This is a genomic window from Phyllobacterium sp. CCNWLW183 (assembly GCF_037203775.1).
GTDB lineage: Bacteria > Pseudomonadota > Alphaproteobacteria > Rhizobiales > Rhizobiaceae > Phyllobacterium > Phyllobacterium ifriqiyense.
This window is the reverse complement of record NZ_JBBCBN010000001.1, coordinates 479,399-500,651: the sequence shown is the minus strand read 5'-3', so window position 1 is coordinate 500,651 and position 21,253 is coordinate 479,399. Positions and strand designations below refer to the sequence as shown.

Annotated in this window: 16 protein-coding genes and 2 pseudogenes; 7 read left to right on the top strand and 11 right to left on the bottom strand. The window is 50.7% G+C overall.

Translation table 11 applies throughout. The features are described from left to right. The gene (locus tag V9K95_RS02330; protein WP_336439934.1) at positions 1-1,113 is read left to right on the top strand and encodes an ABC transporter permease; all 1,113 of its coding nucleotides are present in this window, start codon (positions 1-3) and stop codon (positions 1,111-1,113) included. Between the two features lie 229 nt (positions 1,114-1,342). Further along, positions 1,343-2,362 carry a Stealth CR1 domain-containing protein gene (locus V9K95_RS02325; RefSeq protein ID WP_336439935.1) on the top strand — a complete coding sequence of 340 codons (1,020 nt, stop codon included), beginning with the start codon at positions 1,343-1,345 and terminating at the stop codon, positions 2,360-2,362. A 119-nt stretch (positions 2,363-2,481) separates the two neighbouring features. On the opposite strand, the gene V9K95_RS02320 is transcribed toward V9K95_RS02325, so the two are convergent. After that, a complete protein-coding gene (locus tag V9K95_RS02320; RefSeq protein ID WP_336439936.1) occupies positions 2,482-2,787 on the bottom strand; it encodes an SRPBCC domain-containing protein in 306 nt (101 codons plus the stop codon). A 666-nt stretch (positions 2,788-3,453) separates the two neighbouring features. Here V9K95_RS02320 and V9K95_RS02315 point away from each other — a divergent pair. From V9K95_RS02315 to V9K95_RS02305, 3 genes are all read left to right on the top strand, one after another. Next, positions 3,454-3,720 (top strand): hypothetical protein, encoded by a 267-nt coding sequence (locus V9K95_RS02315; protein WP_307285537.1) that lies wholly within the window; start codon positions 3,454-3,456, stop codon positions 3,718-3,720. A 1,021-nt stretch (positions 3,721-4,741) separates the two neighbouring features. Next, positions 4,742-5,134, top strand: a complete 393-nt coding sequence (locus tag V9K95_RS02310) for a helix-turn-helix domain-containing protein (RefSeq protein WP_336439937.1) — start codon at positions 4,742-4,744, stop codon at positions 5,132-5,134. Positions 5,135-6,046: 912 nt separating this feature from the next. After that, positions 6,047-6,991 carry an aromatic alcohol reductase gene (locus tag V9K95_RS02305; protein ID WP_336439938.1) on the top strand — a complete coding sequence of 315 codons (945 nt, stop codon included), beginning with the start codon at positions 6,047-6,049 and terminating at the stop codon, positions 6,989-6,991. Between the two features lie 123 nt (positions 6,992-7,114). Here the strand turns inward: V9K95_RS02305 and V9K95_RS02300 are convergent, their stop codons facing one another. From V9K95_RS02300 to V9K95_RS02270, 8 genes and pseudogenes are all read right to left on the bottom strand, one after another. After that, on the bottom strand, positions 7,115-7,549 hold the full coding sequence (locus V9K95_RS02300; RefSeq protein WP_336439939.1) for a winged helix-turn-helix transcriptional regulator: 435 nt from the start codon (positions 7,547-7,549) through the stop codon (positions 7,115-7,117). A 69-nt stretch (positions 7,550-7,618) separates the two neighbouring features. Further along, positions 7,619-8,183 (bottom strand): annotated as a pseudogene (gene tnpC / locus V9K95_RS02295) (IS66 family transposase); the annotation flags it as partial. A gap of 86 nt (positions 8,184-8,269) precedes the next feature. Further along, positions 8,270-9,619, bottom strand: a complete 1,350-nt coding sequence (locus V9K95_RS02290) for a hypothetical protein (RefSeq protein WP_337345092.1) — start codon at positions 9,617-9,619, stop codon at positions 8,270-8,272. A 225-nt stretch (positions 9,620-9,844) separates the two neighbouring features. Continuing rightward, positions 9,845-10,222, bottom strand: a pseudogene (locus tag V9K95_RS23665) (TniQ family protein); the annotation flags it as partial. After that, the gene (locus tag V9K95_RS02285; RefSeq protein WP_336439941.1) at positions 10,222-11,298 is read right to left on the bottom strand and encodes an ATP-binding protein; all 1,077 of its coding nucleotides are present in this window, start codon (positions 11,296-11,298) and stop codon (positions 10,222-10,224) included. The gene V9K95_RS02285 and the pseudogene V9K95_RS23665, both read right to left, overlap by 1 nt. Then, positions 11,295-13,553 (bottom strand): hypothetical protein, encoded by a 2,259-nt coding sequence (locus tag V9K95_RS02280; RefSeq protein ID WP_336439942.1) that lies wholly within the window; start codon positions 13,551-13,553, stop codon positions 11,295-11,297. The genes V9K95_RS02285 and V9K95_RS02280 overlap by 4 nt, the downstream gene beginning before the upstream one ends. Positions 13,554-13,636: 83 nt before the next feature. Next, positions 13,637-14,257: a hypothetical protein gene (locus tag V9K95_RS02275; protein ID WP_336439943.1), complete on the bottom strand. Its 621-nt coding sequence runs from the start codon at positions 14,255-14,257 to the stop codon at positions 13,637-13,639. A gap of 920 nt (positions 14,258-15,177) precedes the next feature. Continuing rightward, positions 15,178-16,722, bottom strand: a complete 1,545-nt coding sequence (locus V9K95_RS02270; protein ID WP_336439944.1) for a hypothetical protein — start codon at positions 16,720-16,722, stop codon at positions 15,178-15,180. Positions 16,723-17,148: 426 nt separating this feature from the next. Between V9K95_RS02270 and V9K95_RS02265 the strand changes: the two genes are divergently transcribed. Then, the gene (locus tag V9K95_RS02265; protein WP_336439945.1) at positions 17,149-18,054 is read left to right on the top strand and encodes a S1C family serine protease; all 906 of its coding nucleotides are present in this window, start codon (positions 17,149-17,151) and stop codon (positions 18,052-18,054) included. A gap of 5 nt (positions 18,055-18,059) precedes the next feature. Continuing rightward, the gene (locus V9K95_RS02260; RefSeq protein WP_336439946.1) at positions 18,060-18,719 is read left to right on the top strand and encodes an alpha/beta hydrolase family protein; all 660 of its coding nucleotides are present in this window, start codon (positions 18,060-18,062) and stop codon (positions 18,717-18,719) included. A gap of 58 nt (positions 18,720-18,777) precedes the next feature. On the opposite strand, the gene V9K95_RS02255 is transcribed toward V9K95_RS02260, so the two are convergent. Beyond that, the gene (locus V9K95_RS02255; protein ID WP_336439947.1) at positions 18,778-19,116 is read right to left on the bottom strand and encodes a DUF6634 family protein; all 339 of its coding nucleotides are present in this window, start codon (positions 19,114-19,116) and stop codon (positions 18,778-18,780) included. A gap of 186 nt (positions 19,117-19,302) precedes the next feature. Further along, a complete protein-coding gene (locus V9K95_RS02250) occupies positions 19,303-21,222 on the bottom strand; it encodes an AAA family ATPase (protein ID WP_336439948.1) in 1,920 nt (639 codons plus the stop codon). Between the last annotated feature and the right edge of the window lie 31 nt (positions 21,223-21,253).

The following is a 21,253-nucleotide window of genomic DNA, read 5'->3' as shown; positions in this document are numbered from 1 at the left end:
ATGTGGTGGACGCGGCTGAAAGCATTGATCATCAAGGAACTTCTCGCGGTGCTCCGCGATCCAAAGAGTCGGATGATCTTGATTGTGCCGCCTATCGTCCAGCTCTTGGTGTTCTCCTATGCGGCTACCCTTGAAGTCCGGAATGTGGACGTCCTGATTCTAAACCGCGACAGTGGTCATTGGAGCGAAGAGTTGATAACGCGGATTGAAGGCTCGCCAACCTTCCGCACTGTATCGCATACGCAGGATCAATCGCGTATTCACGATGCAATCAGCAATCAGACAGTTATAGCCGCATTGGAGATCGGTCCAAGCTTCTCCCGCGACATTGAAGCGGGTTTGCCGGCAACAATTCAGATCATTTTAGACGGGCGTAAATCCAACGCTTCACAGATAGTAGCGGGCTATCTAAGCCAGATTGCCGGAAGACTTTCCCTGGAAACCCCATCGGGGATGAAAACGCAGAGCGCGATGATAAACGTAATGCCGCGCAATTGGTTTAATCCCAATTTGGATTTCCAATGGTTCATGGTGCCAAACTTGATTGCAAGTATTGCAATGCTGATTGGTCTAATTGTTACTGCCCTATCAATAGCCAGAGAACGGGAGCTCGGCACATTCGATCAACTGATTGTTTCCCCATTGCGGACGCATGAGATTGTCATCGGCAAGTTGATACCTCCAATGTTAATCGGCGTTTTTCACATGACAGTCTATTTGCTGGCCGCGATATTTTTGTTCCAGATTCCGTTTCGGGGATCGCTGATTTATCTCTACGGCAGTGGCATTATTTATCTTGCAGCGATCGTCGGGATCGGATTGTTCATCTCAGCTTTGTCGAAAACACAGCAACAAGCTATTCTCGGAGCATTCCTTTTTATCGTCCCGGCTATTCTTCTTTCAGGCTTTGCAACGCCGATCGAAAATATGCCCCAGTGGCTGCAGCCGATTACCATCATAAATCCACTTCGATATTTTCTGGTGATAATCAAAGGGCTTTTTCTGAAGGATATCGGGTCTCTGGAAGTACTGCACCAGACAATCCCACTCGCATTGATAGCTGGCGTGACTTTGTCAGCGGCGGCGTGGCTATTCAGGCGCCGCCTGGAGTAGTTAAGAGGATGATGTGCTGAACTCTTTGAAGACTTTTAGCACATCACAGCCTCACAATAGCAGACGATCAGCTTGTTTTCCGTTTCGTTGAGAATTCCAAGGGGAAAAGAAGTTCTGACGAAGCGTCTCGAGGTAGATATCCCAAACATAATTATCAATCATCGGAACCCTAATCCTTGCGCTTAATTATTATTGTATGAGATTAAATAATCGTTATCCAGTTAAGTTCATGGGGGAGAGTTTTGAGCGATTGGACTCTGTAATTAATCCACAAATCGATGCTGTGATAGCTTGGGTCGATGGATCTGACCCAAAGCATTTCGCCAAGATGCAAGAACATCTGGACGGCCGTATGCTCGGAAAGGCGACGCGATATGCCAACAATGGCGAAATCTATTATTGCATCGCGTCAATTCTCAAATTTGCCCCCTTTATCCGGCGGATTTGGATAGTCTCGGATAATCAGAAACCACAATTTATCGATGAATTTGCGAAGGCTGGCCTGTGCGAACAGGACTTTATCCAGATTATTGATCACACGGTACTGTTTGCAGGCTTTGAAGAAATGTTACCAACGTTCAACGCCAGAACGATAGAAGCAATGTTTTGGCGCATCCCCGAACTCAGTGAGCACTACATCTATCTGAATGACGATTTCTTCATGAACAGAAGTCTGACCCCGGATTTTTTCTTTCGGAATGGGATGCCTGTGATTTTTGGAAAGTGGGTTCCACCACAGCGCTGGCGTCTCAAAACCTTTTTCCGCAATGCCTTGAGAGTTCGGAAGGCTGTTCAACCGAATAAGCGGCCAACATACAGGCTCGCTCATGAACTCGGCGCTCGCATTGCCGGTTTTACGAAAAAGTTTTTGCTGGTCGATCACCTTCCGCATCCCATGCGCAAATCCACCCAGCAAGCGTATTATCAAAGCCAACCAGAGATACTTTACAAACAAATCAAGTTTCGTACGCGGAATATAGAGCAATATTCTCCGGTCGCGCTCATCAACCATTTGGAAATCGCCGCTCGCAACGCCTATATTCACAAGCCCGTTGATATCGCCTACGTGACACCACACGCTCTTCTTTTTATTTACCGCTTTGCCCAACAAGTCCGCAGTCATCACAGAGTATTTGGCTGTATTCAAAGTCTTGATGGTTTTTCCGGGCCTGCAGTACGTCTCATTCGAAAAGTAATGAGACAAAAACTCGGTCAATTCCTGCCCGAAACAATTACATTTAACGATTGAGAACGCGTCACTTATAGCCCTCATATTCCAGATGGAGACGGCCCAATCTTGCGTTTAGCCTACACCGGCAGCGGAATCTTTCACCGTCGCAGTTGTCTCGATCGCCCACGACATAGCGATCATCGAAGTTGGGCTGGATTTCCCGCTCTCATCGAAGGCGGGCCCTTGCAATTCCCTGTGACTACCAGACGGTTCGGCGCACTGCATTCTTCGACAATCATGTTGGCCCATGGTTGACCTTTCTCGTGGGCCATTCGCACGCGAATGATCTTCCCTGGCGTCGCATTGTCTTCCCAGCGACCGAACCAGAGAGCAGTTTGTTCGGGCTTGGTTAAGCTCGACCAAACGTCAGTTACATCAGCGAGAAACCTGCGCACGAGGATCAAATTATCGCCACTGACGTGGCCGGTTGGTATAGGGTTCATGAGATCACCTCCTAAAACAAGCCGGTTCTTTCTCGAGCACCCTCGGCTGTTCAAGCGCGAAAGCGCACTGTCTGGTAAAGCCTCTGTCTATCGTGACCAAAAAACCGATGCTCAGGAGTAAGAGTTTAATGCCGGTGAAAAGTTCAATAGCAATCAGGCTGACCTATTTGAACGACGGTCCACGGGATATTTGGAGGTAAATTTACTGTTTGCACAAACGAAACCCCACTGAATTTCGGCGAAACAAAAAAACTCGTTGTATGGGTATTTTCCTGGCCACTGTATGAAAGTTTATATGTCGTGGAACAGTTGTATGATCGGTTTTCTGGATTGGTTGCGACAATCCAAAAACCCTTATCATTTGAATCCCACCTGAATATTGGCAATGACCAAGCAATTGATGGTGTAGAGATAAACAGCAATGCGCTGACCGCAAGCCACGTTCTTATGGGGAAATCTTGAGAGTGATGGGACATCAATTAAAGCTCCGCGTACATCGACGTTAACATCGAATGCCGCCCAATAGCGGTCACAGATTCTTTCAGTTTGTCGGAGTGGAGCAACGCCAGAGCTGCACATTGGTGCCATTCCAACAAGGAGTTGCGGGTCGAACCCAGCCCGAAGCAGTAACTTGAGGCAGATGAAGGTTTATGGCACAGAAGTGCAATGGGTGAACTGTTTCATGTTGGGCAATGTCCGGGTTGCCGCCAAGGCTGGCTGATATTACAGCGTAATCTCAGTAGCGGTGACATTTATGCGCACTGCGAAGAGTGCGAAACGGGCTTCATCACTCCAGACGATCTCTTGTGGCCCTTAAATGGTTTTCTCACTGTTCTCGAAGAATATGACTACGAAACTGAGAACCCCGATAAAGAAGAAATATCGAGAACGGTCTGGGCAAACTTCATTGTAAAGAAAGTTCCCGTTGAGTAACGACGCCGAAACTTCCCGCTATAGAACGCTATTTTTGGGTTCCCCAAGTTGGGAAACCCATTTTCTTCGGAAATTGTACGGAGACCCAAAGTTCCGTATTTGGGTATCTGCAAGGCATTGAAATTGTTAGAGAATTAAAAAAAGCTATTTTTTGCGGACCCAAAGTTCCGTTCCAAACGGACCCTAAGTTCCGTTCAAGCTGTGAGATCCGATGAAAATCACAAGATTATCAAATGTGTCATTCAATAAAACACGTTGGCGCGCGACGTTAAGACTGCCATTCGCGTTCTCTGCGCAGATGAGCTTGAATTCGGAGACTAAGCTGCAAGCCGATTTTATCGGTAAAACTAGGGAAAGTTTTTTGAGAATAATTGCCGATAGATTTAGGTAAGGAATCGAGGCAAGTATCGTCCGACTAAAAGGTCTGTTCTCCCAACTCTTTCAACCAATTTGTTCACCTGAGGTTTCCAACTTGCATTCAAGTCAAATATTCGGATGCGAGAGTTGACTTATAACGCAACAAATCGCATATTGTATCAAGCAGTGGATACAAAACGTTTGGTTCGATATCACCCGATTCGGGCGACGTCGGAAATGAGACTTCTTTATCTAACGCCCAAAGTGGCAAGTATCCTAAGGGGAGAAGCAAATGAAAAGATTGGGTTTCCTGGCTTAGAAACCGAAGTGCTTGTCGGACGTTTTTGCTCAGGCCATTTGGTAACGGTAAGCCTTCTTGGGAGGAACACTAAGAGTCCCGACTTTGAGAAACTTGAGGGCATAGATGAGGTTTGGGCCATATGTGCTCGGAAGCCTAAGTCTTCTCAAGTTAGGGTGTTTGGGCGGTTTGCAGCACCGGGGGTCTTCGTAGGACTTCAAATGCATGAACGGATCGACCTAGCCTCACGTTATAAATACAATTCAGTGGCTTCGACGATTCCTCAGCAATGGTCTGACTTATTTGGCAACCTCGATCCTTTTCGCGCTACGAAGGTAGAGGATTATTTTGGTGGAGTAGTAAGAAATGTCGATGAAGATTAACGAGAACAAGCAGACCGATTTCGACGCGAAATATGACCGTGAGATTATGAAAGCTGCGTTTGCAAGTATGTTCTGGAGCGTGCTTTCGAGCAAGAAGGCTAGTGGGTACAAGCTGCAAGATCTAGCGCGTGCGCTGGGTCGACACAAATCAGCTGTATCTAGATGGTTTGGATCAACTTCTCCCAATTGGGAGATCAGCACAGTGTCTGATATCGCGAATGCACTGGATGTCGATATCCAGATTCACGCGGTTTGTCGGAATACTGGTAAGATATTTGGACCTTCCGGCGAGGTAAAATCAACAAGTACCATAGCAAGCACTCAGGTCATCTCTGAAGGTACATCTGCTAAACCAACAATGCGAGTGTATGCATAGATGAACGAAAAGTACGTGTTTCAACCTCATGGGTACACCTTGTTTTGCGAGGACGTACGCCATGAGGTTGATGGAAAAATTACAATGGTAGGTGTCTTGGGCGCAGAGATAGTACTGCAAGCTGATTTACCCAGTACACTGCCACAACTCTCCGTTTGGGTAATTTTTTGCGAGGCTCTCAATGATAGTTTCGATTCTCTAACAATTGAGCTTGCACTTCCCGGGCGGTCTTATGAGGACGCGATAATCAGAGCGGAATTCCCAAGCGAACAGGCACAAAGAGAGCCGATCTTAGATGACGTAGACGCCGACGAACTTAGAGCTGTGATGAACTTTCAGTTCAAGTTGGGCCCCATAGTCATTGACCAACCCGGTAGAATACGAGTTCGCGCCATACGAAATGGTTTAGCTATACCATTGGGTTCAATGCTCATACGTTCCAATGCATCGGAAAATACGATTCAACAATAACGCTTTAGGCACTTTCTCCTCCTACGATCGTATCTTGTCGACGATCCCTAGTTTACCGACAATGCACCCAGAATAGCCATCATCAAAATAGCAAAGGTTCGGCCTACAGTTCCGGCTGCAACTCTCTAGAGATAATTCGGGCGCAGATCGACAATAATCCGCGCCCAAAACCAACGACCGCTTTCTTCTCCTTAGAGTTGGTAGTTTTTTCCGAAAGCGGTGTTTCCGTATCACATTAACTTAAGCGCGACAGGCCGTTCCGATAACTGCCACCGTGAGTTTGGTCGCTTGAATGCGCCAACAGCGGACATCACATCCGCCGATCCGTGTCGTGCTTGCCCGCCCTCAGTTTTGCTGCAGTATCATCCGTGTGCCTTCTTTTCTTCGTGCTCGCACCTTGCCAAGTAGTGGCGACATTGAATTTTTGAAGGATTGAAAACTATGAATCAAACAGCTTCCAACGTGAAGTCCCGGAATATCCTCGTGCTGGGCGCTGGAGAACTCGGCATGCCGGTCCTGCGCAATCTGGCCCGTCGCGCAAAGGACATTGACGGCGCAACGATAAGCGTCTTGTTGCGCGCCAGCGCCGTAGAGTCTGACTCACCAGCCAAGCAGCGCGACATCGCTGAAATTCGCGATTTGGGGATTGAGATAGTCGTAGGCGATTTGGTGAAGAGCTCGGTTGACGAGTTGGCATCTCTGTTCTCGCAGTATGACACCGTAATTGGCTGCACGGGTTATGCGGCTGGGATCAACACACCGATGAAGCTGGCAAGGGCCGCTTTGCAGTCAGGAATTCCGCGCTATTTCCCGTGGCAGTTCGGTGTCGACTTCGAAGCGATCGGTCGTGGTGGTCCGCAGAACATCTTCGACGCACAGCTTGATGTCCGTGAACTGCTCCGCTCGCAGCACAAGACTGAATGGGTCATTATCTCCACCGGCATGTTCATGAGCTATCTGTTCGAGCCGGAGTTCGGTGTCGTTGATCTGGAAAAGAGCGCGGTCAAAGCCCTCGGCAGCTTTGATACAGCCGTTACATTGACGACACCTGACGACATCGGCGTGCTCACTGCTGAAGTGGTCTTTTACGAGCCAACCATCAGCAACGAGATCGTCTTCCTGGCGGGCGATACCGTCACCTATGGCGAGCTTGCGGACAAGCTGGAGGCGGGATTAAACCGGCCCTTCAGCCGGTCCGAGTGGACCGTTCCGGTCCTTATGGAAGAACTGGCAAACGATTCCCAAAACATGATGCGCAAGTACCGAGCGGCCTTTGGTATCGGGCGAGGCATGGCATGGGACAAGGCCGACACTTTCAACGTGCGTGAAGGCATCAAGGTTACTGATGTTTCCGATTGGATCAACGCGAACCTGACGGCCAAGTAACGGGGCTTAAAGGTGCGATGGGGGAGCGCTATAATCTCGCTTTCCCCCGTCAAGCTTTGTCAGAAACACCATCTTCAGCAGGGGCGTACCAATTTCTATGGCAATCACGGATCAGCGTCTGTGTCAGGATTTCCAAGGTGTCTGCCAGGACGGCTTCTCTGGCTGGCGGGAATCAAAGCCCTCGCGGGACTTTTGAAACTGCTCCGAGTTCTCGACGACCCATGTCCACAGCGGAATCATACGAACGAGAAGCCCCATTCCCAATTCTGTTAGTTCGTATTCTACCCGCGGCGGCGTCTCTACGAGATCGTAGCGCGTGACGAGGCCATCTCTTTCGAGTTGGCGCAGAGTGCGAGTTAGCATCCGTTGGGTGACGCCATGCATTCGTCTTCCAATATCTGCGTGCCGAAGCCTGCCATAAACGCCCAGGGTGTGAATGACGCCGAGCGACCACCTATTTCCTGCGTGGGTCAGAACCTCACGTCTCACCCCGTCTTCATCCTCGCGAAGTCCATCGCAAACTGCTTGAGAGTAGCTAAGGATTTCTTCTCTGGTCATTACTTTTGCCTCTGGTATGTCCTTCGTTTCATTTTATCAGCCATCACGGTATATTGTGCGGTATTGCAATCACACCTTATCGAGATAATTCCATGGCAACAGTTGGTCGGTACAGCTCTGCTTGTGGCCATTGGCGATTGCTGTGAGTGTGATGGTCAGCCACTTTTGCGGATCAACTGAATTAAGTTTGCAGGTTTCGATTAGTGACGCGATAATACCCCAGTTATGGGCACCTGCTTCATGACCTGCAAATAATGCATTTTTTCTGCTCAATGCAATTGGCCGGATCGTTCTTTCGACGCTGTTGTTATCCAGCTCGACGCGACCGTCAGACAGGAACAGGCACAACCCGTCCCAGTATTTGGCGATATATTTCAACCCTTCGCCCAATGGAGCCTTTGCCGACAAGCGTGCGCGGTGATGAGCAAGACATGTTTCCATATCCATGATCAGTGGTATTGACTGGGCCTTACGGTCTGCCAGACGCGTTTCAGGATTCAGACCGCGAAGCTCGGCTTCGATCTTATAGAGTTCGCCAATCCGTTTTATGCCTTCTTCAGCAATCGGGGACGAGCCTGCGCGTAATCTTAAAGAGCTTGCGACGTGCATGAGCCCAGCAGTAAGCCAGTCGTATACCCCCAGTGCACAGGGCCCAATGACTACACACGTCAGGGCTGCTTGAATAGAGAGTACTATGGCAGGGAGGAAAGTATTCTTGCGCTAGCCAACATGGGACAGATTGCAATTTGCTCCTTTTGCCGGATTCTGCACTTGAGCATTTTCGTATTGCCAGAAATTTGGATCAATGTTTTGTACTTCGTCTACCTGCTCGCGCTGGTAAAAAAATGACTGATACTCATCAGGATCGAATGCAGCCTCAATCTTCGCTGTCCGGAGCAATTTACGAACCTGCTTGTGGTGCAGTCCGCTTTTCTGGCTCAGTTCACCCAGCGACACATAGGTATCGAGAAACTTCTGAGCGCTAGATCTGGAGATTACCGTAGACATTCTCCTGGCCTCCGGATTGAATTCTTCCACGGTTTCTAGCAGACCGTCACGAATGAACCTGGCGATTGAATCGCGGCCCATACCCGGAATGAATTTTTTCAGTTCGAGCTTAGTCAATCCGTTCTTTTGAACGTCGGAACGAACAATACGAGTAATCTCATCGGCATCAACAAGAAGGCCAGCATAGTCAGACGTGCCTACAAGCCGTCCCTTCCACTTCAGTTTTCCGTCCATAATGAGCGACAAAATCTGGGAATTTGATGCGCATGCGATATTCCTTGCCCGCTGCACCGATACTTGCCGTTCTTCCGGATTGGTCACCGAAACCGTTCCCTCAAACAGCCTTTCCATCAGCCTCTGCACTTCGATCTCGGAAAAGCGATGCTTTGCGTAGGCTTTCCCTGTTGAACCAGTGATTGTCGGCAGATGACCGTCAGCGATAAGCACTTTCAATGGGATCCGAGGGATTCCGGTCATCAACTCGACTTGCGGCGTAGACAGCGCCTGCTTGAGAGCTTCGACCATCTCTTGGATATCGGAAGCTTCAACGGTTACACGATGGTCCTGGAGACCGGATTCGTATCTTCCCTCCGTGATACCGCGCTTTTCAAACAGCTTGCGGATGGTGAGCGCGTGGGCTCCGGAATCACGAGATGCGGTTCGAATGGTGTGAACCACCCGTTCCTGGATGATTACGCCAAGCACATCTGCACCGGGCTCGATGGGCATGGTTTTGATGGCAAACTCTCGGACCAACTGCCGAAATTTTTCATAAGCAGGATCGGCCCCCGTTTTTTGTAGAAGTCCGTAAACGAGGCCATAAGTGTCTCGCGGGCCCCAAAACCCTCGGGTTTTGGATTGCAGATTATTGAGATTATCGAGCAGTGCGCAAATTGCATCCGGCCCAGCATGGGCGATTGCGTAACCTTTGTCGGCGGCTTCAGCCCATTGAGGTTCAGTTAACAAGCTCGTTTTTACTTTTGGTGGATGTAAGGCTGAGACGCCCAGCGCTTCGCAAAAGCCGATTGCTGCATACAGCGGCACATCGTCAAGCCAATTCACGTTATCTTTCCCACCGTCAATCCTGCGCAGTAGCCAGTCCTGAAACGGGGAGGGAGGAGCCTTTGCTGAAGCCTCAAGAAGGTTCGCGAGTCGCGGGATTAGCCCGTGAACCGCTCGGCAGAAATCGAAAGGTTCAAACCTCCTGCGGACTGGATGATAGCTGTCGAGAAAAACTTGATGACGGCCACAAGAACGAAAGTGGTCAATGGTCCATTCCAAACGCAACCAAGGGCGTGCCATCGACGGACCTTCGTAAGAGTGGAGGTCTTCGTGGATACAATGAGGGCAATAGCGGAAATAGGTCCGGCTGATTGATAAACGTCCAAGTTGCTGGCCGTTTACGAGATAGAATTTATCGCCCAGCGGTGAGGGGGTATACTGAGACAGTGCTTTGGAATCCACTCTGCCAAGCGTGGCAACTGCTTTGAGGGCTGGCGGATGAGATTTGTCGACCGACCTTGGATGGATCATCATATCGCGAAGAAACCGCGGCATGCTTCGCCCGTTCAATGCAGCCAACCGCGAAGCAAATCCCGCGACTGTTTCTCGCTGCTCTAGAGCGTGGTGCCAATCGAGTGGCTGTGGTTGTCGGCCACGCGCCATCAATCATCGCGCCATTTTTTCAAGAAAGAACCGGGAGGTAATCGTTCCCAGTCGTCAACGAGAAACGGGTTCATCTCATCGTGACCTCTGGCGTGCGACAGCCCGAGATATGCATGAGCGAAATGTTCCCGGCTCAAATGCGTGGCACCTTGTTTCAAAGCAACCTGAATTGCTTCCAACATGACTTGGGTGATGCGGCCAAATCGATATCGTGCCGCATGGGTGATGCGTTCCGGAAGATCGCTGTGGACGACGTTGTCAGACTGTAAGCCAGCCGCTTCTACAGATTTATTGATGATCTTCAATACCAGGGCTCGGTTCTCCGGTAGGTCGATATCCGGCAGATCGAAAAAGTATCCGCGTCTCTCGATTTGTTCATCAAGTCGCGCAAGCTCCGTTGTCTCCGGCATACCAGACATGATGAAGCTGACTGGCCAGGGTTTGTAGTTCATCACGCCTTTGAAAGCTTTCGCGAGATTCGCTCGTTCCGTGTCGGTCTTTGTCTGCTTCAACATATGCTGCGTCTCATCGACATGGATAATCAGGACTTTTCGGTGATGAAGTTGGGCCGGCAACATGTCCCAGATTTCACCCTGTTCCATGTTTTGAACGAACTCGTATCCTGCTTGTCTCAAGATACTCCGCCCGAGAATTTTAAGTGTGGATGGTCCCTGCAGTGCTACCGAGATAACGGGCTTGATAGTTCCAAATGACTTGATCTGGGGTTGCAACAGGTCGTTGTTGGCCAAGAGATGTGCGACGGAATGAGTTTTTCCAGCACCACTAGCTCCCGTGACAAAAAAAGCGCGCCCATCGTCCCGCTGCCCGCTAGACCGTGCGAGCATTTTCACCAGAAAATCGTCAAACTGTTCCTTCAGAACAGAGTCTCGCCCGCTGGTGATATAAGTACTCTTGACCTTGCTGATGATATCGATCGTTTCCCGACTTTTTGCCGGTAGTTTTGTGATGATTGATTCAAAAAAGTCGTCATCAGAAAAATCATCGCTCGGTCTCGCAGAAGGGGACTCCAGCGCAGAAGTCTTGACGGGTCTTCCCAAGGATTTGACGCGGGTCATTCTTCTTCTCCAGGTACATTCATCGAAGTAGAGAATTTAGGTACTGGAGCCAGAGCTGTATCGTCCTGATCTAGCCGTCTAATCGTCGGATCGGTCGAAACTACGCGTGTTACGACGGGATGTTCTTTCATAGCGACGCGAGGTTTGGTGCGTTGCGATACAGCGACAACTGTTCCTGGTCGACCACTTTGGGTGACCACTGGCGTTTCGGAGTAGTTGACCTGGCCCAAAGCAGCCTTCGCCTTTCGGTCTAGCCTTCTTTTGAAAGAGTTATAGTCACTCTGTGTTAGTTCGTTTGTCGGAACGCCAGCAATGCGTCGTCCGTTGTCTGCGATTTCCAGAAGTTTGCCATGAGCAGCCAAGCGGATGGGTCGCCCTGCATCCTGTTGTGCTTTGATATCCTTCATAACCTCCTTTTGAGTTTCCAGTACGTCGACGAGCGTAACGCCTCTATTAACATATGTTTGGCATTCGGCCTCGATATAATCCTTATTTTCAAACGCCTTCCGGTCCCTGACATGTGTCGGTACTCGGACGAGGATCATGCTGAGGTCGTCCGGATCGACAACGATATCGAGCGACATGCTCCCAACCAGAGGGTACAGTTCGCCGAGATCCTTTGAGTGGTACTGCTGATTGATATACGTGATGCCTAGCTTGCTAATCGTTCGGGTATCTCGCAGACCCAACGCCAACATGATCTGTTGTCGCGAACGGGGAGGCGGAAGACCTCGAGAAGCTTCCGCTTGCCACTTGCCGTATGGGGTTCCCCGGTTCAGGCCGCGATGGGGCCGATGGTGGTAATAGTCCACAATAAAGATAATAAGCGACTTGTAGAACTCCTGATAAGTTAACGACGCCATCTTTTCCGCAGGGTAGTCGCCCTTTTCAACGACGTCTTTAAACGACCTTCCGGCGAAATAACGGCACAAGCGTTTGAGTGTTCGGAAGAAGGATTCTACCGTTCCGCGCATCCTTGGATCTTTTTCAGGTAGGCTCCGCGAAACTGCGGACAAGCGGAGTGCTTCTTCGAATTCCCCCAAAAAAACCGGGCCGCCATCGGTCGAGACGTATTCGGGCGTGCCGTGCATGTTCCAGTCGCTCATGGCACCCGCAAATTTAGCCTGGGGCGATTTGTCGATCATGATGGAACGAAGTCCCGATTTAGCTGTGGCGGCTGAAGCGGTATGAGGGCTGAGATGCATGCCCACGACACATCGACTCAACTTGTCGATGCCGATCGTCAGGTTGCACCGGGTGCGTGGAACTTTGGCTTTCGCCTTTTTGGAAATTTGGTTCCAGACTGAAGATTTGACGATGAGCGTGTGTAGGTCGACTTCCCAATCATCCATCTCGATATGTTCGAGCAAGCGGGTTACAACCAATCCTCTGCCTACAGGCGTATACTTGCGCAATGCATAGTCTTCACCATGCCGGGCAGCGTCCAAAAGAAAGGGATCCATCTTGTGAATCCTTCTGCGGACAGCTTTATCACTGACTTTAATACGAATGCTTTTGTCTAAATCTTTATTGAGCTTGTAAAACTTCGCCTCGATATTCTCGTAAATATCGCCCATGGCCGGCCGGAGAATGCTGCCAAATTTCTTGACCTCCTCTTCAATGATGGCAAGCGCACGAGTATCGAGTTGATTACGGTTCCCGCACCTGGAATAGTTCGGTTTGAAAGCCTCCATACGGTGGTTGAATTGGGCGAACAGCTTCAACCAATCGCGAAGCGTGCTTGCGCTGGGGTAATCGAACTCTTTCTGAATTTCGCCTTTTCTTCGACGGCCAGGGGGACGGCGAATGCCAAATTGATCCAAATGCCAGCGATCCATGCCCTCCATCTCATTGAGAATAAACTTCTTCATATCGCCCGAATTGCGGCGAGGCTGCCAAGCCGCAGTTCGGTCACCAGATTGTTTGAGGAATCTGACGCACCACTCTTTCTTCCAAGCTACAGTGCGAAGCTCATTCTCTGACAGATGGCTAAGATCGGAGCTGTCGTACTTCATACGAAGAAGCTGTAATGTCTTGGAGAAATATCCCTCGTCGATGCGGAGGCGATCCTTGTACATAAGATCGTTGATTTGTTTGTCGGTCTTCGTGACAAAGAAATCCTCAATCAAATTGTCATTGACGAGTTGCAGGTAGTGAACGTCTTTGACCTTGCCATCGACCCGGTAGCATTGGCCATCGATGACTAAACGGTCATGGCGTCCGAATAAATGTGCGCGTTCTCGTAGATCTACCATGTTATCCTCCCTTGCACTCTTACTAGGTGCCGGCCGTCATTCGAATCCGTAAATGAAGTGGCTGACGAAAATATTAACGTGCGTCACATTCCGTGAAGTGCGTTAAAAACAATTGCGCTGGGTTCGAGGATCTCGCCCGGGGTGCAAACGAGATCGCCTCGTTGGACCAAACTGAGAGCCGCACGGTATCCGCGTTCTCCAAGGCTGGTTGCATTAGCGATGTCGGCCAGCCGTACTCTGCAGCCAAGCGAGGGAAGCAACGTCCTCACAGCATTTTGTCCCTCGAAGTCGAAATCAAGTGCAGTGGTGATAATGAGTTTGGAATTTTCGATGGTGACGTGGTCGAAGTCATTTTCGCTGAGGGTGGAATACTCGTTTGCGACGGCATCGCCCGCTGAATTCCTGATAGCGCGAAGGTCCTGCAAGAGCTCTTCATCAATATCCTGACTGTATTTGGCGGCATATGCGGTTACCCAGCCATCAGTCCAACGCACGATAAAATCAAAGAAATGCTTGCGATCACGGCCATCTCTGACGAACTTGACCAGTTGCTGTTCTCGGACTTCCGCTACCGTAGGCATTGCGACGAGTGCGCTCAGGACATTTTGCTCCAGCCCACTGTCGTACCAGATTTTGCGCCGACGAAAGGGATCAATGATAAAACCAATTTTCGACCCGCGCTTCCTCTTTCTAGGCGTACGCATAGCCACCGATTCATCGATATGGATGGCAGGTTTTTCGCACGACCAGGCGTCGTCATTGGCAGCTAAGCTATGTGATAACCTCTTACCACGGTCTTGCCACCCCAATTCCCACAATCATCCTTCGAAGCGTCGATGGTGGCTGATACTCCAAAGGCACGTGCTTGAATCTTCATTTCGAAGAGGTTGCGGGGCTTAACCATGGCGTTGTCCTTTCTTAAAAAAGCCAGTCAAAGATTGTTCCATGCAGCTGTCGCCGCATGAATTGAGCAATTTCTCGGGCTAGTGGCCAAGCGTGACGAAGCAATAGAACCAAGCGATGTGTTCGCGGTTCCATATGTGAGGCTTGGTTAGCCAAGGTTCCTTAAGTTGAAGACATGTTTCAAGTAGCGGCACCGCCACTGTTAATCGACATCAGTCAACAAACGCAGCGGCAACAGAATGATGCCGTACGCGGATATAAAGTTTAAGTGGAGGTTTTTGAGTGTACCTGCACTTCTCGTAGTTGAAAGTCATGCGAGAAGCAGCCAATACTTTAGCGTATCGGCATGCAATCATACCGATGCTAGAGAGCTGCTTGACGGATGTTCCGTTCAACTATCGATATGAATTTGCTGGTCATGGGGAATTCCTTTTTTTACTTGGCTTTTCAGCCAAGGTGGCGGTGTATGCCACACACTTTGATAGAGCGCAATATCTATTTTCAATAATTATCCTGCATTGAATGAAGTGTCCAATGGCATTGCAAGCTTCGAATTTGAAACGGGGCCACGATCGTGACTAAGTAAGTAAGCTGCAAAGACCTGAGGGTGCTTGGATGCAGTCTAATGGTTGCTAGACGACAGACCAATCATGGAATTTCTTGCGTCCAGGAGCACCGAATTCCAAATTGGTCCAAATGCTAGCGATCCATGCCCTCCATCTCATCGAGAATGAACTTCTTCATATCGCCCGGATTGCGACGAGGCCTCCACAAGCGCCGTCGACAAAAACTCCGTCAAGCTGGCCCTGAACTGTTCCGTGAAGATCGTGGCCCGTCCCCTATACCAGCCCGAGTTAGTCAGAACAGGCGCAAATGAGGGGTGCGGATTCAATATCCTGTACGAGACAGCAATGAGGTCATCGCGGCCGGGAGCGACGAGCCGAAGTTCGTACGGCCCACCCAAGCCGGTATATTGCTGTGTCTTTTGGGCAAAACTGCTTGACCGCCTGACTTTAAGGAGAAGATATCTTTCGGGAAGCTCGTCAACCGTGTTGGGGGCATTAAAAGGCCCGTGCGTGCATGGTTCACCCTTACAAACTTCGTAAAGCTTGATTGAACTCGCATTCAATCCTTCATTCCAGATCACGCGATTTAATTGTGGGACTGTGAGAAGTGCACGTGCGCTCGCAATGTCACCACCGGAGTCGTCAAGCATTAGTACCATCGGGACGTCGGCTCCTAATTTCGTGGTCGGAATCTTGGCTATATCGCTGATTTCCCGCGCGTTGGCTTCGGACACCGCCCATTGGGTATACCCCCAATGAATAAATGGCGCGGCGGCGCACGCGACGAACAAAAGGGAGCCCACCGTCCGACGATGAAAGTATCTGGTGCCCGACCAGATAAGCGCGAAATAGAGCGCAAAAGTCGGCAGGAAAATCGACGTGAACTGGGCTTGGAACGCATAAAGGAACGTGGTCGATTCGATCGACGAGACATAGGCTGCAAAGGCGATCGCCGCTGCCAGCCCGGCTATACCCGCATTCGGCAATCGTCGGTGCACGATGCCCGCTTTCAATGGTCGCTGCGCCGATTGTTCCGGGGTCGATCCTGGGCAGAACGCCATCCAGATTATAATGACGATGAAGGCAGCTTTGATGAATGGGACGGCAGTCCAAACAGGACGAACCGCAGCCATGATTGGGCGCAGGAAATCCGCGAGATCGTGATTCCTGAGAAGAATTGAAAGGACATCGAAGAACACTATGACGATTCCCAGCGCCAGGGCGATCTGACCTGCGCGGCCGAAGGGATTTCCAGTCCCGCGCGTCTGCGTCTTGGACGGCAGTATGCATAGCAGGGTAATTCCGCAAAGCGCCTCTACGACAAACCGCGGCCAGTACGGGTACATCATGCCGTGCGAAAACGCCAAGGACCAGGGCGCGCCGTAAAGTGTCAGGTAAGCTTTGTCGGCAGCCAAAAGGAGCGGCACGGCCAGACCGGACCAAGAGGGCAATCCAGCATCCCTCGCGCGACGCATCGATACTCCAACCATCGAAAAGATGAAAAGATAGGCAACGAACGGCTTATAGGCCATTGCTGCGACGAGTCCGAGTGCACCGCAAGCATCACCACAACTCTTTGGATTTACCAACAGGGCGAGAGAGAAAGGAAAGACAAAAATACTCGCAATGAACAGGCCTATTCGAAGCATCGCCGCAAGGAGGTAGCCGCCTCGATCGAGATATCCCGTGAATGTGAACATTGAAATTTCCCCTAAGCCCCGGCCATTGATAATGCCTCGTCGCTTCGGGGGAGTTAAATAGAACCTCTCAATTTTATCGAATCCGCGCGACGCGATTACGAAACTGAACTAGCTGGGGTCAAATAATCGGTCAGGTAAAAGAAATTGACGAAATACAAAGCAACTTTATTTAATTAAATCAATTGCTTATATCACGTTTTAGTATTTGTAATGTAATTCTGGGCTTTCCGAGTGGTCGATCGTCCTTGCCGTCAAATCTCCGATGTGCACATGCTACTATCCAGGCCAGGGTCAAAACGCCTGCGATCAAGGTTATCATGGATGCACTTCGCTTCTAAGCATGCGGAGCGGTTTGACAAGTGGAACAGAAGTCATCAATCCACTGTTTCCTATAAACATGTAACCCTCGACGCTGAGATGGATCCCATGACCACCAATACGCTCTCACAATCGATCGTAGCTTTGCGGTCTGTTATCCCTGATGACGCCTTTACTGCTTCAGCGCTCGGGACAGTTCGTGAGGGTAGTGGTGTGGTCATTCGCGAAGACGGCCTACTGCTTACGATCGGTTATTTGATTACCGAAGCCGAGGAAATTTGGCTGACCCGCCGGGATGGTCATGTGGTGCCCGGACATGTTCTCGCTTACGATCAGGAAACGGGGTTTGGCCTCATTTTGCCCATGGCTCCTCTTGATCTTCCTGCAGTGAAATTTGGAGATGCTGATGCTGCATCATTGGGCAGTCAGGTAACCCTGATTGACGGGCTAGGGCAGGCGGTGCGGTCAAAAATTGTCGCGAAACAGGAATTTGCTGGATACTGGGAGTATCTGCTGGACGAAGCAATCTTCATTGCACCCGCTCATCCATCCTGGGGTGGTGCCGCGCTCTTTGATGCTGATGGAAAACTCCTTGGTATCGGCTCATTGCATCTGCAGATGATGATGAATGGCGATCGCGCGGACATAAATATGGTCGTGCCGATCAACGTGTTGCTACCAATTCTCGATGATCTGCTGGTTCAGGGTACGGTCAACAAGCCACCGCGACCTTGGCTCGGAGCCTTTTCTGCTGAGAGCAACGGCAAGATTATTGTTATGGGGGTCTCGTCGGATGGCCCGGCAGCTCGGGCCGGTCTGCGCGAAGGTGATATCATTTCCGAAATTGAGGGCAGTGAAATCGATGGGTTGGCCGATTTCTACCGGAAGGTCTGGAAGAGTGGCCCGGTCGGAACCGAGATACCAGTAAGGGTCATTCGTGACGGGCGGGAGGCATGGCTTCGCATAAAGACGGCTGATCGCAACAGCTTTTTGAAAAAGCCTCGATTGCAGTAACTTCGATGATGTCAAATTTCCTTTTTAATGGCGACGATACTGCCGATAAGACAATCTTACTCGCTCATGGGGCTGGTGCGCCCATGGACTCCAATTCAATGACAGCGATTGCACACTCACTGGCGCTGTCGGGTTTTCGGGTTGCACGTTTCGAATTCAATTACATGGCAAGCAGGCGGACATCCGCCGGGCGGAAACCGCCACCTCGCGCCGAAAGGCTTATTCCGGAATATCTGGCTGCGCTGGAAGCACTGGGCGCGCGAGGGCCATTATTCATTGGTGGTAAGTCCATGGGCGGTCGCGTTGCAAGTATGGTTGCAGATGAATTTCATGCCTCCGGGAAAATCCTCGGGCTTCTGTGTCTTGGGTATCCATTTCATCCAATCGGAAAGCCTGCACAACAACGTACCGCTCATCTTGCTGAGTTGAAAACACCAACACTTATCGTGCAGGGCACTCGCGATCAGTTTGGGAATCAAGACGAAGTCGCCGAATACACGCTTTCCGACAAAATCGAGATGCTGTGGCTTGAGGATGGCGATCATGACTTTCAACCGCGCAAAACCGTCTCGGGATTTGTAGTCGCGGATCACCTAGCAACGTTGGCTTCGCGCGCCAAGGCGTGGGCTGATGAGTTGAAGGGCCGGGCAGGGAAGTCTCCTTGAACGTAAGCCGCGTTAAAGGCACTTCTGGTTCGATGAGACGACCCTCCGTCACATAGGTTTATTGCGAACCGATTTTCGTATCCGCTTTTCGCCCGAGTTGATAATATCGCGACAATGTCCTGACAAACCCCATCTTTGGAGAAATGACCCAAACATCGCTGGTAATGCCAACTGGCGTATCCTTTAAAATGGGATGTCCGGAAAACTCACCAGCGAGACAGGTCGTTGGCCGAGAAACGACCTTCCAATTGTCGATTAGTGGTGCCGCAGCGAGTGTCTTCTTTCCCGGAAAGATACCTCGGCGGATTTGTTTCAGGTCACGCACCAGGTTTTCCAATAGTTCGATTTCTTTGTCGAGGTTCTTCGATGCTTCGACTGCATTGTTGATTACACGCATAAATGCCTCCACGTGGAAGCAAAGCTTCCGCGATTTAGGTTTTGAAGTTTGATGTTGATGCGGTGGCGGTCTCCGCTTACCCGCCGAGACCTATTCGAGCGCGTCGCGGCGGGAGCGCATTTGAAGAAACGAAAGAATAAGACTTGATCCTTTGGCACTGGATAGTGGTGGCGGAGAGATACCCGGTCATTGCTGCGCCTCACTCTCGCGGGGAATATGATTCAGGAGTTGTTCAACATCCTCTCCGGACAGCCGCCCCAGCCTGAGCAACGCCTCCACCATAAATTCAACTTGGCCACGCTTGCTGATGAGGACGTCTTTTGCACGAGCAAACTGCTCGGCGACAATGCAACTGACTTTTTCTTGGAGGGCGATGTTCGATCTTGCGGCGGCCAGGAGTTCGGCTTCGGAGTCTTCGGCGATATAAATCAAGTTGTCGCCCAGTCCATAAGAAGCTTCTATTGCCGTGGCGAGAAGCGTGGCTCGATACAAATCTGACCCTGCATCACCGCCCCAACCGGCTCCATAAACGCCGAAGAAGACCTGTTCAGCCGCAGCGCCAGCGACGCTTACAGCGATCCGGTCCAGGATTTCCGAGGGTAGTCGTTCGAGGTTCGAGATATCATTAAAATGAGTGATACCGCCATTTTGGTGGTTGGGGCCGCTCAGATCGACGGAATTAGACAACCTTACTTCAACAAGTTTTCCAACTCCCAGTGCTAGGCCAACTAATGCATGTCCGACCTCGTGGTATGCATTCCGTCGCATAAGCCGGGGTGGAAATTGCAAACGTTTTGGCAACGCGTCGGAAAGGTCCGTGATTTCAAGGGCTCGCCGACGCCGACGTGCAAGCCTACGCGCATCCCGCACCAATTTCTCAATTGTGGCACCTGACCAACCGTCTGTCGCATCAATGATTTCGGGCAGTTCGGAATGCTGAAGCTCGTTTCGCAGGTGCCAACGCAAAATACCCAAGCGTGCCGCCGCATCGGGCAGGGGAATTTGGATATGTCGGTCCAAGCGGCCAGCCCGGGTTAGGGCGGGATCCATTCGGTTGGGATTGTTGCAGGCACCGACGACGACAACTCCCTCACGTTTTTCAGCGCCGTCGAGCTGTTCCAGCAAAGCGGAAACCACTTCGACATGATATTGCTTGTTGTCTCCAGTGACTTTGTCACGATCTGCAACTGCGTCAATCTCGTCAATAAATAAAATAGAAGGAGAACGTTTTCTTGCTTCTTCGAACGTCGCGCGCATCGCCTTCAGCAGATCTCCGAGGTGCCCCATGGATTGCCAACGCGCCAAAGAGGCGATCACGATATGCACCTTGCAGGTCCGCGCCAACGCTCCTGCAAAGGTGGTTTTGCCGGTGCCAGGCGGCCCGCTTAGAAGTACGCCCCTGTCGACGTCTGTCCATTGAATCTTCCCCGCACTCCAATCTTCAAGATCAAGTGCTAGCTCTTCTCCCCAGATGGCGGCTTCGCCCAGTCCATGCAATTCTTTCAACGTTGGACCTCCAACGGAATCTGATTTGTCTTCATGTCTGGCAGCCAGGTCTTCGAGCAACGTAATCGACTTCTTGATACGCCGACCCTTTCGCATCGCCAAGGACGCCATCGATAATGGCCTCGACGCGATCTTGATGGCATCTTCGTTTGAAATTCGCTCTCCGAGACCCAGAAGAACTGCCGCCTGAACGTGTCGGTGATCTGGAGGCGCGACCTGCATGATCGCGTCTGCGATGATCTTGAAATCGTCCGGAAACGCTTCATGAGAGGTTGCAACGACAACAACACGGGGCACTCTCGTTAGAATTCTCTGGATTGTGCGACCTTCGGCTGTCTTTCGTAAAGCCGGTGTCATCGACAGAACTTCAGTATCGCTGCGACCGAAGTCATCGGAACCGAGTTCCACGTTTCGGCGGCCGATGTGCTCCACGGCGGCAGCATAGATTTCCAGATCATCTGTAAAGGGAACCACAAGTCCGATGACGACAGGCAGACCTCGGCTTAACTCGTATTGCGTGCGGCAAGCCTTTGCGATCGCGCAGTAGGCGAGAAACCGCGGGATGTTGTTCGGGATATTCTTGCGAAGTCGGTTTTTCATGGTCCACCTGACGGATAGAGATGCTACGGCG